The sequence below is a fragment of the Pseudomonas sp. FP2309 genome, from assembly GCF_030687575.1.
Taxonomy (GTDB): domain Bacteria; phylum Pseudomonadota; class Gammaproteobacteria; order Pseudomonadales; family Pseudomonadaceae; genus Aquipseudomonas.
In genome coordinates this window covers 1,670,539-1,684,047 of sequence record NZ_CP117439.1, presented here as the reverse complement: position 1 = coordinate 1,684,047, position 13,509 = coordinate 1,670,539, and the positions used below count along the sequence as shown (strand labels likewise).

15 protein-coding genes are annotated in these 13,509 nt (G+C 62.3%); 7 read left to right on the top strand and 8 right to left on the bottom strand.

All coding sequences use genetic code 11. From position 1 onward, the window contains the following. Positions 1-78 precede the first annotated feature (78 nt). Positions 79-1,053 (bottom strand): cysteine synthase A, encoded by a 975-nt coding sequence (gene cysK, locus PSH59_RS07730; RefSeq protein WP_248076657.1) that lies wholly within the window; start codon positions 1,051-1,053, stop codon positions 79-81. 142 nt (positions 1,054-1,195) lie between these two features. Between cysK and PSH59_RS07725 the strand changes: the two genes are divergently transcribed. From PSH59_RS07725 to PSH59_RS07715, 3 genes are all read left to right on the top strand, one after another. Further along, the gene (locus tag PSH59_RS07725; protein ID WP_305394720.1) at positions 1,196-2,272 is read left to right on the top strand and encodes a DUF748 domain-containing protein; all 1,077 of its coding nucleotides are present in this window, start codon (positions 1,196-1,198) and stop codon (positions 2,270-2,272) included. Between the two features lie 99 nt (positions 2,273-2,371). Further along, positions 2,372-3,217, top strand: a complete 846-nt coding sequence (locus PSH59_RS07720; RefSeq protein ID WP_003210690.1) for a MoxR family ATPase — start codon at positions 2,372-2,374, stop codon at positions 3,215-3,217. Continuing rightward, positions 3,217-4,395 (top strand): VWA domain-containing protein, encoded by a 1,179-nt coding sequence (locus PSH59_RS07715; RefSeq protein ID WP_248076663.1) that lies wholly within the window; start codon positions 3,217-3,219, stop codon positions 4,393-4,395. The genes PSH59_RS07720 and PSH59_RS07715 overlap by 1 nt, the downstream gene beginning before the upstream one ends. Before the next feature lie 74 nt (positions 4,396-4,469). On the opposite strand, the gene PSH59_RS07710 is transcribed toward PSH59_RS07715, so the two are convergent. Genes PSH59_RS07710 through PSH59_RS07700 form a run of 3 tightly spaced genes read right to left on the bottom strand, consistent with a single transcriptional unit; the run spans position 4,470 to position 6,822 of the window. Further along, positions 4,470-5,384, bottom strand: a complete 915-nt coding sequence (locus PSH59_RS07710) for a biotin-dependent carboxyltransferase family protein (protein ID WP_305394719.1) — start codon at positions 5,382-5,384, stop codon at positions 4,470-4,472. Continuing rightward, positions 5,381-6,085, bottom strand: a complete 705-nt coding sequence (gene pxpB, locus PSH59_RS07705) for a 5-oxoprolinase subunit PxpB (protein ID WP_248076669.1) — start codon at positions 6,083-6,085, stop codon at positions 5,381-5,383. Before pxpB ends, PSH59_RS07710 begins: the two co-directional genes overlap by 4 nt. Continuing rightward, on the bottom strand, positions 6,082-6,822 hold the full coding sequence (locus PSH59_RS07700; protein ID WP_305394718.1) for a 5-oxoprolinase subunit PxpA: 741 nt from the start codon (positions 6,820-6,822) through the stop codon (positions 6,082-6,084). Before PSH59_RS07700 ends, pxpB begins: the two co-directional genes overlap by 4 nt. 172 nt (positions 6,823-6,994) lie before the next feature. On the opposite strand from PSH59_RS07700, the gene PSH59_RS07695 reads away from it, so the two are divergent. Continuing rightward, complete coding sequence (locus PSH59_RS07695) at positions 6,995-7,924, top strand: LysR family transcriptional regulator (protein ID WP_248076675.1); 930 nt, start codon at positions 6,995-6,997, stop codon at positions 7,922-7,924. Positions 7,925-7,964: 40 nt separating this feature from the next. Here PSH59_RS07695 and PSH59_RS07690 read toward each other — a convergent pair whose 3' ends face one another. Genes PSH59_RS07690 through PSH59_RS07680 form a run of 3 tightly spaced genes read right to left on the bottom strand, consistent with a single transcriptional unit; the run spans position 7,965 to position 9,853 of the window. Next, on the bottom strand, positions 7,965-8,507 hold the full coding sequence (locus tag PSH59_RS07690; protein WP_248076678.1) for a DUF2937 family protein: 543 nt from the start codon (positions 8,505-8,507) through the stop codon (positions 7,965-7,967). An 11-nt stretch (positions 8,508-8,518) separates the two neighbouring features. Beyond that, on the bottom strand, positions 8,519-9,295 hold the full coding sequence (locus PSH59_RS07685) for a class II glutamine amidotransferase (protein ID WP_248076680.1): 777 nt from the start codon (positions 9,293-9,295) through the stop codon (positions 8,519-8,521). A 21-nt stretch (positions 9,296-9,316) separates the two neighbouring features. Further along, entirely contained in the window at positions 9,317-9,853 is a 537-nt protein-coding gene (locus tag PSH59_RS07680; RefSeq protein ID WP_248076682.1) for an MFS transporter, read from the bottom strand. Positions 9,854-9,877: 24 nt separating this feature from the next. On the opposite strand from PSH59_RS07680, the gene PSH59_RS07675 reads away from it, so the two are divergent. Continuing rightward, the gene (locus tag PSH59_RS07675; protein ID WP_305394717.1) at positions 9,878-11,920 is read left to right on the top strand and encodes a S9 family peptidase; all 2,043 of its coding nucleotides are present in this window, start codon (positions 9,878-9,880) and stop codon (positions 11,918-11,920) included. A 67-nt stretch (positions 11,921-11,987) separates the two neighbouring features. After that, the gene (locus PSH59_RS07670) at positions 11,988-12,461 is read left to right on the top strand and encodes a cyclic nucleotide-binding domain-containing protein (RefSeq protein ID WP_248076686.1); all 474 of its coding nucleotides are present in this window, start codon (positions 11,988-11,990) and stop codon (positions 12,459-12,461) included. Here PSH59_RS07670 and PSH59_RS07665 read toward each other — a convergent pair. Then, the gene (locus PSH59_RS07665) at positions 12,458-12,736 is read right to left on the bottom strand and encodes a hypothetical protein (protein ID WP_248076688.1); all 279 of its coding nucleotides are present in this window, start codon (positions 12,734-12,736) and stop codon (positions 12,458-12,460) included. The genes PSH59_RS07670 and PSH59_RS07665 overlap by 4 nt on opposite strands. A gap of 78 nt (positions 12,737-12,814) precedes the next feature. Here PSH59_RS07665 and PSH59_RS07660 point away from each other — a divergent pair, with 78 nt between their 5' ends. Further along, positions 12,815-13,501 carry a spermidine synthase gene (locus PSH59_RS07660; protein WP_223013741.1) on the top strand — a complete coding sequence of 229 codons (687 nt, stop codon included), beginning with the start codon at positions 12,815-12,817 and terminating at the stop codon, positions 13,499-13,501. Positions 13,502-13,509 lie beyond the last annotated feature (8 nt).

The window sequence follows — 13,509 nt, the reverse complement described above, 5'->3', positions numbered from 1 at the left end:
CGGCCATGATAAACAGTTGGGCCATTATGCAGAAGGCCCAGGGTACCGGGGCTGACACACATCAACCCCAAATGCCCATCAGGCCTGGTTTTCCTGGTCGGTAAACAAATCGCTGAACAGCATGCTCGACAGGTAACGCTCACCGGAATCCGGCAGGACGACCACAATGGTCTTGCCTTGCATTTCCGGCTTCTCGGCCAGCCGCACAGCCACCGCCATCGCCGCGCCGCAGGAAATACCGCACAAAATCCCCTCTTCCTGCATCAGGCGCCGGGCCATGGCCTTGGACTCGTCGTCAGTCACCAACTCCACACGATCGACCATCGACAAATCGAGGTTTTTCGGGACAAAACCCGCGCCGATGCCCTGGATCTTGTGCGGGCTGGGCTTGATCTCTTCACCGGCCAGTGCCTGGGTGATCACCGGCGATGTGGCGGGCTCGACGGCCACCGACAGAATCGGCTTGCCGGCGATGTTCTTGATGTAGCGCGACACACCGGTGATGGTGCCGCCGGTGCCGACGCCCGCGACCAGCACGTCCACGGCTCCGTCGGTGTCGTTCCAGATCTCCGGGCCGGTGGTTTTTTCGTGGATCGCAGGGTTTGCCGGGTTTTCGAACTGGCCCGGCATAAAGTAGCTGGCCGGGTCGCCGGCGACGATTTCAGCGGCTTTCTCGATGGCCCCCTTCATGCCTTTGGCAGGCTCGGTCAGCACCAGCTCAGCGCCAAGTGCCTTAAGCACCTTGCGTCGCTCAATACTCATGGACGCCGGCATGGTCAGCAGCAGCTTGTAACCACGGGCGGCGGCGACGAACGCCAGGCCAATCCCGGTGTTGCCCGAGGTGGGCTCGACAATGGTCATGCCCGGCTTGAGTTTGCCGCTGCTTTCCGCGTCCCAGATCATGTTCGCGCCAATGCGGCACTTCACCGAGTACCCAGGGTTACGCCCTTCGATCTTGGCCAGGATGGTCACGCCGCGCGGCGCGATACGGTTGATCTGAACCAGGGGCGTGTTACCGATGGAGTGCGCGTTGTCTGCAAAAATGCGGCTCATGACGGGTCCTATTGGGCGGTTTTCAGAAAGATTCCAAGGGTATGCCTCGTGCCGCAAAGCGTCCAGTCGAAGGAACGTTGCGCCTGTCGCGGCAGTCCACCTCACTATATGGACCGAGCTATATGGACCGAGGACCCTTCCCATGAAACGTCGCTACAGTTGGCCACTCTTGACCATCGCCGGATTGCTGGTGGTTTTGGTTGCCTTGAACATCGCCCTGCCCTACCTGGTGCGTAACTACCTCAACGACAAGCTCGCCGAGATGGGCGATTACCGGGGCCACGTGACCGACGTGGACCTGGCGCTGTGGCGTGGCGCTTACAGGATCAATGGCCTTGAGATCATCAAGGTCGACGGCAAGGTGCCCGTACCGTTCGTCAACGCACCGCTGATCGACCTCGCGGTGAGCTGGCACGCTCTATGGTACGACCACGCCGTGGTGGCCAAAGTGCGATTTATCCGGCCCGAGGTGAACTTCGTCGACGGCGGCGCCAACAAGCAGGCGTCCCAGACCGGTAAAGGCACCGACTGGCGAGAGCAATTGAGCAAACTGGCACCCATCACCCTCGATGAGGTGCGCATCGAAGAGGGCAAGATCGCCTTCCACAACTTCAGCTCCAAACCCGTGGTGAAGATCGACGCGACCGACGTCAACGCCAGCTTCTACAACCTGACCAATGTGGTCGACGTCAAAGGCAAGCGCGACGCGCGGTTCGACGGCAAGGCCCTGTTACAAGGCCAGGCGCCGGTGGAAGCCAGCGCAACGTTTGACCCGCTGAGCAACTTCGAGAATTTCGAATTCCGCCTGCGCGCCAAAGACCTGCAGCTCAAGCGCATGAACGACTTTGCCTCGGCCTACGGCAAGTTCGACTTCAAGGCGGGCACCGGCGATGTGGTGATCGAAGCCCAGGCCGAGAAAGGCCAGTTGACCGGTTACATCAAGCCCTTGCTGCGCGACGTCGAGGTGTTCGACTGGAAACAGGACGTCGAAAACCAGGACAAAAATATCTTCCGTTCGATCTGGGAAGCGGTGGTCGGCACCAGCGAAACCGTGCTGAAAAACCAGCGTAAAAACCAGTTCGCCACCCGCGTGGAACTCAGCGGCAGCGTGCATCAGCAGGATGTCAGCGCGTTTTCGGCGTTCCTGGCGATCCTGCGCAATGGCTTTATCCAGGCCTTCAACGCGCGCTATGAACAACCCAAGCCGTCGGCGGACTGAGCCTGACCGCCCATTCAGAGACTGAATAACCCGTCTGCGTTCACAGTCGCCGGGGGCGCGCGGTATAGTCCGGGCATTGATGAATTCGAGGAAACACCGATGAAGTTCGAAGGCACCCAGGCCTACGTTGCAACCGACGACCTGAAACTGGCCGTGAATGCCGCCATTACCCTGGAGCGACCACTGCTGGTCAAGGGCGAGCCCGGCACCGGCAAGACCATGCTCGCCGAGCAACTGGCCGAATCCTTCGGTGCCAAGCTGATCACCTGGCACATCAAGTCCACCACCAAGGCCCACCAGGGCCTGTACGAGTACGATGCGGTCAGCCGCCTGCGCGACTCGCAACTGGGCGTGGACAAAGTGCATGACGTGCGCAATTACCTGAAGAAAGGCAAGCTGTGGGAAGCGTTCGAGTCCGAAGAGCGGGTGATCCTGCTGATCGATGAAATCGACAAGGCCGATATCGAATTCCCCAACGACCTGTTGCAGGAACTCGACAAGATGGAGTTCTACGTCTACGAAATCGACGAGACCATCAAGGCCAAGAAACGCCCGATCATCATCATTACCTCCAACAACGAAAAAGAGCTGCCGGACGCGTTTCTGCGCCGCTGCTTCTTCCACTACATCGCCTTTCCCGACCGCACCACCCTGCAGAAAATCGTTGATGTGCACTACCCCGACATCAAGAAAGACCTGGTCAGCGAAGCACTGGACGTGTTCTTCGACGTGCGTAAAGTGCCGGGCCTGAAGAAAAAACCGTCCACCTCCGAGCTGGTCGACTGGCTCAAGCTGCTGATGGCCGACAACATCGGCGAAGCGGTGCTGCGCGAGCGCGACCCCACCAAAGCCATCCCGCCCCTGGCCGGTGCTCTGGTCAAGAACGAGCAGGACGTGCAGTTGCTGGAGCGTCTGGCGTTCATGAGCCGTCGCGGTAACCGCTGATGCTGCTCAACCTGTTCAATGAGATGCGCGCGGCCAAGGTGCCGGTCTCGGTGCGCGAGCTGCTCGACCTGATCAACGCGCTCAAGCAGCGCGTGACCTTCGCCGACATGGACGAGTTTTACTACCTGGCCCGCGCGATCCTGGTCAAGGACGAGCGGCATTTCGACAAGTTCGACCGCGCGTTCGCCGCCTATTTCAATGGCCTGGAAAAGCTCGACGACCACTTGCAGGCGCTGATCCCCGAAGACTGGCTGCGCAAGGAATTCGAACGCTCGCTGACCGACGAGGAGCGCGCGCAGATCCAATCCCTCGGCGGCCTGGACAAGCTCATCGAGGAATTCAAGAAACGCCTGGAAGAACAGAAAGAACGCCATGCCGGCGGTAACAAATGGATCGGCACCGGCGGCACCAGCCCGTTCGGCTCCGGCGGCTACAACCCGGAAGGCATTCGCGTCGGTGACGCCGGCAAGCGCCAGGGCAAGGCCGTAAAAGTCTGGGACCAGCGCGAGTACAAGAACCTCGACGACCAGGTTGAATTGGGCACACGCAATATCAAGATCGCCCTGCGCCGCCTGCGCAAATTCGCGCGCCAGGGCGCGGCCGACGAACTGGACATCGACGGCACCATCGACCACACCGCCCGCGATGCCGGGTTATTGAACATCCAGATGCGCCCGGAGCGGCGCAACACCATCAAGCTGTTGCTGCTGTTCGATATCGGCGGTTCGATGGACGCCCACGTGAAAATCTGCGAAGAGCTGTTCTCAGCCTGCAAGACCGAGTTCAAGCACCTGGAGTATTTCTACTTCCACAACTTCGTGTACGAATCGGTGTGGAAGAACAACCAGCGCCGCACTTCCGAACGCACCTCCACCCAGGACCTGCTGCACAAATACGGCGCCGACTACAAAGTGATCTTTATCGGCGATGCGTCGATGGCGCCGTATGAAATCACCCAGGCCGGCGGCAGCGTCGAACACTGGAACGAGGAGCCGGGGTACGTATGGATGCAGCGCTTCATGGCCAAGTACAAGAAGCTGATCTGGATAAATCCGTACCCGAAGGACACCTGGGGCTATACGGCATCGACCGCGATCGTGCGGGAACTGGTGGAGGATCAGATGTATCCGCTGACCCTGCGCGGGCTTGAGGAAGGGATGCGCTTCCTGTCGAAGTAAGCCTGGCGTCCAATTCAATAAAAACCCACTGTGGGAGGGGCCAGCCCCTTCCCACCTTGGCACCTCGGTGTATTTCAGGCGGTGCTCAGCCGCTGCAAATATTCGACATGCTGCCGATGCGCCGTCTCCTGCACCACAGGCGCCAGCCGCACTGTCTCCCCCGGCAGACACTGCGCCAGCCGCGCCAGCGCCAATGGCGTCAACGCGCCCAGGCGCGGGTAGCCGCCGATGGTCTGCCGGTCATTGAGCAACACAATCGGCTGCCCATCCGGCGGCACCTGGATCGCGCCCAATGGAATCCCTTCGGAAATCAGCGACGGCCCCTGGTACTGCAGCGGCGTGCCGAGCAGGCGCATGCCCATGCGGTCGGCGCGGCTGTCCAGGGACCAGTCGGTGTTGAACGCATCGAACAGGCTCTGGCCGCTGAACTGCCCGATCTGCGCCCCGACAATCACCTCAAGGGGCGCCTTGGCAGGCAATGTCGGCTGGCTTAACACCTTCATCGCCCCGCCTGTGCCCAGGTAAGCCAGGAGCCCGCCTTCGGCCAACGCTTTGCCGAAGCCGTCCGGCCCGCCCAACCCCTCGCGCACCACCGTCGCGCAACTGCCCAGCACATCCGGCGCCTCGAACCCGCCCGGTGCGGCCAGGTAAGCGCGCGCGCCATTGAACGGCTGGGTAAAGCGCAACCGCTGGCCCTTTTGCAGGATAAAACTGCGCCCAGGGCTGATCGCGCGCTCGTCGATATACGCGCCCAGATCGGCACCGGCCAACGCCAGCAGGCAATACGCCTCGGCCTGCACGGTAAAGCCGCCCAGGGTGATCTCCACCACCGGCGCGTCCAATGCGTTGCCCAGCAACCAGTTGGCCCACGACATCGACACCCAATCAAGCGCACCGCCCTGGGTCACGCCCAGGTGGCGTACGCCAAAACGACCGGCGTCCTGCAACAGGCACAAAGGCGTGCTGGCCTCGATGATCAAGCGACTCATGCCTGTGCCTCCAACGGCGTGTCATCACCACCCAGATTGATAAATTCGGCGTGCTCGACGGGTTCAAAGCGCACGGTGTCGCCAGGTTGCATCAAGCTGTAACCGTCGCGCTGGCGGTCGAAGAGTGTGGCCGGGGTGCGGCCGATGAGGTTCCAGCCGCCCGGGGAAACCACCGGGTATGCGGCGGTTTGCCGCTCGGCGATGCCGACACTGCCGGCCGCCACGCGTTTGCGCGGGGTATTGAGGCGCGGTGTGGCCAGGCATTCGTCCACCAGCCCCATAAAGGCAAAGCCGGGGGCGAAACCGAGGGCGAACACCTGATATTCGTGGGCGCTGTGGCGGCGGATCACATCGTCCACCGTCAAGCCGCTGCGCTGGCTGAGCAAGGTCAGCTCGGGGCCGACGCTCAGGTCGTACCACACCGGCAGCACGTGGCACTGGCCGCTGCCCTGGGCCTGGGGATGCAGGTCGGTCAGCGCTTGGTCGATCAGCGCCCGCGCCTGGGCCGGGGTCAACGCGGTGAGGTCGTAATGCACCATCAAGGTGGTGTACGACGGCACCAGGTCCACCAGCGCCGCGCCGAACCCGTTGCGCAGGCGCTGGGTGGCGGCGAGCATCCAGGGCATATTGGCTTCGGCGATCACGTCGAACAGACGCACCATCAAGCAATCGATGGCCACCACTTCGATACGTGGCTTCATGCGAGTTTCAACGCCTCGCGAATACGCTGCACGGCCGCGACCGAGCTGGCGTTATCGCCATGCACACACAAGGTATGCGCGTGCAGTACCAGCGGGCTGCCGTCACTGGCGGTCAGCGCTTCGCCGCGGGACAGGGTCAGGGCCTGCTTCAGAATGGTCTCGGCTTCGTGATGCACCGCGCCCGGCAACTGGCGGGACACCAGGTGGCCTTTGCTGTCGTAGGCGCGGTCAGCGAAGGCTTCGAACCACAAGGTCACGCCATATTCATCGCCCAGGGCCTGGGCCGCGCTGTTGTCCCGGGTGGCCAGCAGCATCAGCGGCAGGTCGCCATAAGCGGCCACGGCCTGGATCACCGCGCGCAGTTGGGTGGGGTTGGCCATCATGACGTTGTACATCGCACCGTGGGGTTTGACGTAGCTGACCCGCCCGCCCTGAGCCCGGCAGATGCCGTCGAGGGCGCCGATCTGGTAGTGCAGCAGGTCCTGGATTTCCTGGGGGGTGTAGGCCATGGAGCGACGGCCGAAGCCTTGCAGGTCTTGATACGCAGGGTGCGCGCCCACTTTTACGCCATGCTTGAGCGCCAGGCTGACGGTCTTGCGCATGATGCTCGGGTCACCGGCATGGAAGCCGCAGGCTACGTTGGCGCAATCGATGAACGGCATGACTTCGGCATCCAGACCCATAGTCCAGTTGCCAAAGCTTTCGCCGATGTCGCAATTGAGTAGAAGGCGGCTCACGTCGCTCGCTCCTGTAGGCATTGTTTTTGTAGCGTGGGATTTTTTACGCAGAACTCGCAACTTGTCCTGCCACCCAACGGCGCTTATCGTGGAATGGTCCGATTTTTGGCGTTTGCCGCGTGCCGCGTCCAACTAATAAAAACCGATCCATGCATAAGAAAAAGTTGATCCCATGAATTTGAAGTTCCTCGAAACCTTCGTCTGGGTGGCCAAGCTCAAAAGTTTTCGCCTGACCGCCGAAAAACTGTTCACCACCCAGGCCTCGATCTCCAGCCGCATTGCCGTGCTGGAGGGCGAACTGGGGGTTAAGCTGTTTCTGCGTGATTCACGCGGCGTGAGCCTGACCCCGGAAGGCGTGAAGGTGCTCGATTACGCCGAGCAGATGATGGCGACCATGCAGGATTTGAAGCAGTCCCTGGAGACCACCAGCAGCAAAGTCGGGCGTATTCGCATCGGCGCGATGGACACGGTGATCCACACGTGGCTCAGCCCATTGGTGGCCGAATTGATGGACCATTTCCCGCTGGTTGAAATCGAATTGGTCGCCGATACCGCGCTCAACCTCAGCGATCAGCTGCAAAAAGGCTTCCTCGACCTGATCCTGCAAACCGACCTGCTGCGCCTCGAAACCGTGCGCAGCCTGGAACTGGGCAGCCACCCCATGGCCTGGATCGTGGCCAACCAGTCCATCTACCACCGCGATTATGCATCCCTCGCTGAACTGGCCCAGGAACGCATCATCACCTACTCGAAAAACTCCCACCCGCACCAGGATGTACTGAGCCTGATGCAGGCCAACGGCGTCGCCGCGCCACGGATGAACTGCGTGAATTCGGTGTCGGCGATCACGCGATTGCTGCGCGACGGGTTTGGGATTGGCGCCCTGCCACCGGTGCTGGTCAGCGAAGAACTGGCCCGGGGGGAATTGGTGATGCTGCCGATGGCGCAGCGCTTGCCGAATTTGCAGGTGGTGGTGTCGTGGCGCGTGGGGGTGGAGCTGGTGGAGGAGATTGTGGGGCTGTGCCAGAAGGTGGTGGCGCGGTACGCCAAGGAAGTCGGCGAAGAGCGGATGGTGCTGCCTCCCCTGGCGAAACCCGATTAAAACTGTGGGAGGGGCTTGCCCCCTCCCACATTGGGGGTCCTTAGAGGCCTTTGAGGTCACGCTCTTCGATCGGCCGGCTCTGGCGCATGCGCTTGCCGCCCAACACGATCCAGTCGATCAGGCGGAACAGGCATTCGATGCCGAACGACAACAGCATCGCCCCGCCCAGGCCCCAGCCCATGGCCTCGGGGGTCAGCAGGATCTGGTAGCTGTAGCCGTTCCAGGTTTCCTGGCGGATATCCGGGTCGGCAGCCACCGCCACCTGCAGGGCGCGGATGTACCACGGGCCCTGCATGGCCTGGAATTGTTTATCCAGGGCCACTTGCCGATCGAGCATTGCGCCCAGGCTGTTGGCATCGCTCTGGAACACCGGGTCATCGCTGGCGCGGTAGTGCGCCACCAGCGCCTGCAAGTCGCCCTTGAAGAACTGTTGCGCGGTGGATTCAAACCCACGCAGGCCGGTCTGGGCCTCGATCAAGTGGGCTTCGACGCGCTTGGCGTAATCGTTGATAAACCCCGGCACCTGCACACCGACCAACAGGCCAATAGCAAACAGCACCAACCGCAGATAGCTGAGCAACATGGTCGATATCCCTACTCGGTAATGCCCTGGCTGACGCATTCACCGCGTCGCCACAGGCTCCATTGGCCCGGTTCGTAGCGGGTCCAGTTTTCATTGTCGGTCAATGGCTCGGTGGCGATCACCGTCACCACGTCATTGGGGGTGGTTTCGGCCTGAAAATCGACGATCACGTCGACATCTTTCAAGCGCGCGGGGCCAAAGGGCGCGCGGCGGGTGATCTGTGCCAGTTTGGTCGAGCAGTAGCAAAACAGCCAGTCGCCGTCGCTGAGCAGGCAATTGAACACACCTTTGCTGCGGTATTCGGCGCAGGCGGCGATCAGGTCTGGCAGCATGCGCTCAATGTCCACCGGCTCGGGAAACGCTTCACGCACGCGGTTGAGCAAATCACAGAACGCCGCTTCGCTGTCGGTATCGCCCACCGGCCGATAGAAGGTGGCGCGGGGGGTGAAATCCGCCAGTTGGCCGTTATGCGCAAAACACCAGTTGCGCCCCCACAGTTCGCGCACGAACGGGTGAGTATTGGCCAGGCTCACCTTGCCCACGTTGGCCTGGCGGATATGGCCGATCACCACTTCACTTTTGATGGGGTAACGCTGCACCAGCAGCGCGACTTCCGACTCGCTGCTGGCCGCCGGGTCCTGGAACAGACGCAGGCCACGGCCTTCGTAGAACGCGATGCCCCAACCGTCGCGGTGGGGGCCGGTGCGCCCACCGCGCTGCATCAGCCCGGTAAAGCTGAACACGATATCGGTGGGGACGTTGGCACTCATGCCCAATAATTCACACATGCCAGGGCTCTCGCTGCAACGTTAAAGGCGCGGTTCGACCCGCATGCCGCTGACGGGCGCCGGGCGACGAAATGGCTCGTCGTCTTCGTCTTGCTCAGGCTCGGCAGCCAGGGCGGCATCGACGGCGGCCTTGCGCGCCTGGCGCGCCTTGGCCGCACGCTCGATGGGCCAGCGGATCAACACAATCACCAGGTACACGCCAAAGGCGATCATCGTGTACATGAACAAATCGGAAATGGCGCGCCAGGCGTTATTGCCGACCTTGAGCACCAGGTCCATGGCGGTGATGGCCACGGCCGGCGCGAACTGAGTCTTGACCGGGTCAACGATGGTCGGGCTGAACAGCAGCACCGCCATCAGCAGTTGCAGCGGCTCGCGCAGCCACCGCCAGATCCAGCGGGTCATGCGCCACCACACCAACAGGCAGCCCAAAGCGGCGAAGGCGTAAAGGCCCCAAGCGGTCAGATAGTCGTTCTCGGTCATGGTGTCCATGGCAAGGCTGGCAAAGAGGCGGCTATGATAACGGCTTTTGCGTGTCGCGGCTGCAATGCCTGCCACCGTCCGCCAGACAGAGAGTGATCCATGCCTATATCCAACGCCCCGATCGCCCGCAAGGCCCCTGGCCCAGACCCTTACGCCTGGCTGCAGGAGCGTGACACGAGCGAAGTGCTCGAGTACCTCAAGGCCGAAAATGCCTGGCAGGAGGCGCAGCTTGCCGACCAGGCCGCGTTGCGCGAAACCCTGTTCGAAGAGATCAAGGGCCGCATCCTCGAGACCGACCTGTCGCTGCCCTCGCCATGGGGCCCGTACCTGTATTACACGCGCACCACCGCCGGTGACGAATATGCCCGCCACTACCGCTGCCGCCGCCCGGCCGATGACAGCAACCAGGTCGACGAGAGCAGCGAAGAGCTGCTGCTGGACCCGAACGAACTGGCCAACGGCGGCTTTTTCTCCCTCGGAGCGTTCAGCATCAGCCCCGATCACCAGCGCCTGGCCTACAGCCTGGACACCAGCGGCGATGAGATCTACACCCTGTTCGTGAAGGAATTGGCCAGCGGCAAGGTCAGCGAACTGGAGTTCCAGGACTGCGACGGCAGCATGACCTGGGCCAATGACAGCCTGACCCTGTTTTTCGGCGAACTGGACGACACCCATCGCCCGCACAAACTGTATCGCTATCGCCTGGATGGCACTGCGGCGCAGGAAGTGTTCCACGAGCCCGACGGCCGTTTCTTCCTGCACTGCTACCGTTCCAGCTCCGAGCGCCAGTTGCTGCTGGCTCTGGGCAGCAAGACCACCAGCGAAGTCTGGGCCCTGGATGCCGACCAGCCACACCTGGCCTTCACCTGCCTGGCGCCTCGGGTCGAGGACCACGAGTACGATGTCGACCACGGCCAGTTGAATGGCGCATGGACCTGGTTTATCCGCAGCAACCGCGACGGCATCAACTATGCACTGTTCGTGGCTACCGACATTGGCGATGTGCCCACCGAAGACGAGTGGCAAAACCTGATCCCCCACAGCGATGAGGTGATGCTCGACGGTGTGAGCCTCAATACCGGCGCCATGACCCTGAGCCTGCGCATCGGTGGCCTGCCGGTGATCGAAGTGCACCCGGAAGGTGGGACGGCGTACCGCGTGGAATTGCCCGACGCCGCCTACAGCCTCTACGTGCAAAACAGCCTGGAGTTTGTCAGCGACAGGATCCGCCTGCGCTACGAAGCCCTGAACCGCCCGGCCCAGGTGCGTCAGCTGGAACTGGCCAGCGGCGCGCAACAGGTGCTCAAGGAAACCCCGGTGCTGGGCGTGTTCAACGCTGACGATTACGTCAGTCAGCGCCTCTGGGCGACGTCCGCCGATGGCACCCAGGTGCCGATCAGCCTGGTGGTCAAGCGCGACCACGTCGGAAAACCGACGCCGTTGTACCTGTATGGCTACGGTGCCTACGGTTCGAGCCTGGACCCCTGGTTCTCCCATGCGCGCCTGAGCCTGCTCGAACGTGGCGTGGCGTTCGCCATTGCGCATGTGCGCGGCGGCGGCGAGCTGGGTGAAGCCTGGTACCGCAACGGCAAGCAGGAACACAAACAGAACACCTTCAGCGACTTTATCGCCTGCGCCGAACACCTGATCGCCAACGGCCTGACCACCTCCAAACAGCTGGCGATCAGCGGCGGCAGCGCCGGTGGCCTGTTGATCGGCGCGGTGCTCAATCAGCGCCCGGAGCTGTTCCAGGCGGCGATTGCCGAAGTGCCGTTCGTCGACGTGCTCAACACCATGCTCGATCCGGAGCTGCCGCTGACCATCACCGAGTACGACGAGTGGGGCAACCCCGAAGACCCTGAGGTGTATGCACGCATCAAGGCCTACGCGCCGTACGAAAACGTTCGGGCCCAGGCTTACCCGCACCTGCTGGTGATCGCCGGCTACAACGACAGCCGCGTGCAGTACTGGGAAGCGGCCAAGTGGGTGGCCAAGCTGCGGGACACCAAGACCGACGACAACCTGCTGCTGCTCAAGACCGAACTGGGCGCCGGCCACGGCGGAATGAGCGGCCGTTACCAGGGATTACGTGACGTAGCACTCGAATATGCATTTGTGTTCAAGGCACTGGGCTTGATTTAGGAACTTAGTGCGGCGGTTTTGTCTGAACACAGGACCGCCTACTGATTGATGGACCAAGATTGCAGCCATGGCACTACCGACTTTGATGAACACCGAAATCCGCGACATGCTCATGGACTGCGGCTTGTTCGATCCCTTGTTGCCGGAAGACTTTCACGTCGCCGCCGGCTATTTCAACATCAGCAGCATCGCCCGCGATGAGACGATCTTCCTTGAAGGCGATGCCGGCACGTTCATGTGCATCATCCACAGCGGCCAGGTGGCGGTGCAGAAGACCAGTCACGACGGCCGGCGCGTAACCATCGCCACCCTGCGCAGCGGCCGGGCCTTTGGCGAGATGGCGGTGCTCGACGGTGAGCGGCGCTCCGCCAGTTGCGTGGCCGCCAGTGATTGCGTGCTGTTGAACCTGGGCAAGGACTCCCTGGAAAAGCTGCTCAACGAAGCGCCGCGGGTGGCGGCCAAGATCATCCGCGCGATTGCGATTGCCTTGTCCAAGCGCCTGCGCATGGCCGATGGGCAGTTGCTGGCGCAGCAGGTTTAACCGCCAGGCGTCTTCGGCTTGCCGTCGTTCTGCTGCAGGCCGGGCACCGTCTGGTCCTTGGGCGGCGTGGGCAACACGATGGGGGCAAGGGGCGGCGAACCGTTGGTCTTGGGCAATGCCGGCGGGGTGACTTGCGGGTACAGCGTCGGCGTTGGCGTGCCCGGCGCGCCGGCGGTTGGCGCGGGGGCGACCGGTACGGTTTGCAACTCCTGAGCCTGCGCTGCACCGCAGGCGAGCGCGCTCAACACAATGACCGTTAGAATGCTGCACTTCATCGATGGCTCCATGGCCTGACCGGAATGTCGTAAGGCTACTCCCAACCGCGCAAGAATGCCCTTCCCAATGAGATTTCCATGAAACGTTTCGTTCTGCTCGACACCACCCCGATCCCCGACAACGGCGGTGCCTTGTGCCTGTTCGAATACGGTGAAGATTTTGTCATCAAGATCCAGGGCGGTGACGGCGGCCAGTTGATGAATACGCGCATGCACGGCTCCGAAGATGCGCTGGCCGAAATCCCCTGCCGTAAGGTCGCTGGCCGCCCGGGTTCACGGGTGCTGATCGGCGGCCTGGGCATGGGTTTTACCCTGGCTTCGGCGCTCAAGCATTTGGGCAAGACCGCCGAAGTCGTGGTGGCCGAACTGGTGCCGGGCGTCGTGGAGTGGAACCGTGGACCGCTGGGGGAGAAAGCCGGGCGCCCGCTGCTGGACCCGCGCACCGTGATCCGCATGGAAGACGTGGCCAAGGTGCTGCAGGCCGAGCCCCAGGGATTTGACGCGATCATGCTCGACGTCGACAACGGCCCCGAAGGCCTCACGCAAAAAGCCAACAGCTGGCTGTACTCCGCCGGTGGCCTGGCCGCCTGCGCCAAGGCCCTGCGACCCAAGGGCGTGCTGGCCGTGTGGTCGGCCAGCGCCGACAAGCTGTTCAGCGACAAACTGCGCAAAGCCGGTTTCAAGGCCGAAGAGGTGCAGGTGTTTGCCCATGGCAACAAGGGCACGCGGCACACCATCTGGATTGCGGAGAAGCTCAAGGGCTGAGCCCCCGC

What these genes read in the sequence shown, in the direction of transcription:
- cysK (WP_248076657.1), bottom strand. Translation starts at nt 1,053, where the DNA reads ATGAGCCGCATTTTTGCAGACAACGCGCACTCCATCGGTAACACGCCC.
- PSH59_RS07695 (WP_248076675.1), top strand. Translation starts at nt 6,995, where the DNA reads ATGAATTTGAAGTTCCTCGAAACCTTCGTCTGGGTGGCCAAGCTCAAA.
- PSH59_RS07710 (WP_305394719.1), bottom strand. Translation starts at nt 5,384, where the DNA reads ATGAGTCGCTTGATCATCGAGGCCAGCACGCCTTTGTGCCTGTTGCAG.
- PSH59_RS07685 (WP_248076680.1), bottom strand. Translation starts at nt 9,295, where the DNA reads ATGTGTGAATTATTGGGCATGAGTGCCAACGTCCCCACCGATATCGTG.
- PSH59_RS07670 (WP_248076686.1), top strand. Translation starts at nt 11,988, where the DNA reads ATGGCACTACCGACTTTGATGAACACCGAAATCCGCGACATGCTCATG.
- PSH59_RS07690 (WP_248076678.1), bottom strand. Translation starts at nt 8,507, where the DNA reads ATGTTGCTCAGCTATCTGCGGTTGGTGCTGTTTGCTATTGGCCTGTTG.
- PSH59_RS07715 (WP_248076663.1), top strand. Translation starts at nt 3,217, where the DNA reads ATGCTGCTCAACCTGTTCAATGAGATGCGCGCGGCCAAGGTGCCGGTC.
- PSH59_RS07720 (WP_003210690.1), top strand. Translation starts at nt 2,372, where the DNA reads ATGAAGTTCGAAGGCACCCAGGCCTACGTTGCAACCGACGACCTGAAA.
- PSH59_RS07660 (WP_223013741.1), top strand. Translation starts at nt 12,815, where the DNA reads ATGAAACGTTTCGTTCTGCTCGACACCACCCCGATCCCCGACAACGGC.
- PSH59_RS07725 (WP_305394720.1), top strand. Translation starts at nt 1,196, where the DNA reads ATGAAACGTCGCTACAGTTGGCCACTCTTGACCATCGCCGGATTGCTG.
- PSH59_RS07675 (WP_305394717.1), top strand. Translation starts at nt 9,878, where the DNA reads ATGCCTATATCCAACGCCCCGATCGCCCGCAAGGCCCCTGGCCCAGAC.
- PSH59_RS07665 (WP_248076688.1), bottom strand. Translation starts at nt 12,736, where the DNA reads ATGAAGTGCAGCATTCTAACGGTCATTGTGTTGAGCGCGCTCGCCTGC.
- pxpB (WP_248076669.1), bottom strand. Translation starts at nt 6,085, where the DNA reads ATGAAGCCACGTATCGAAGTGGTGGCCATCGATTGCTTGATGGTGCGT.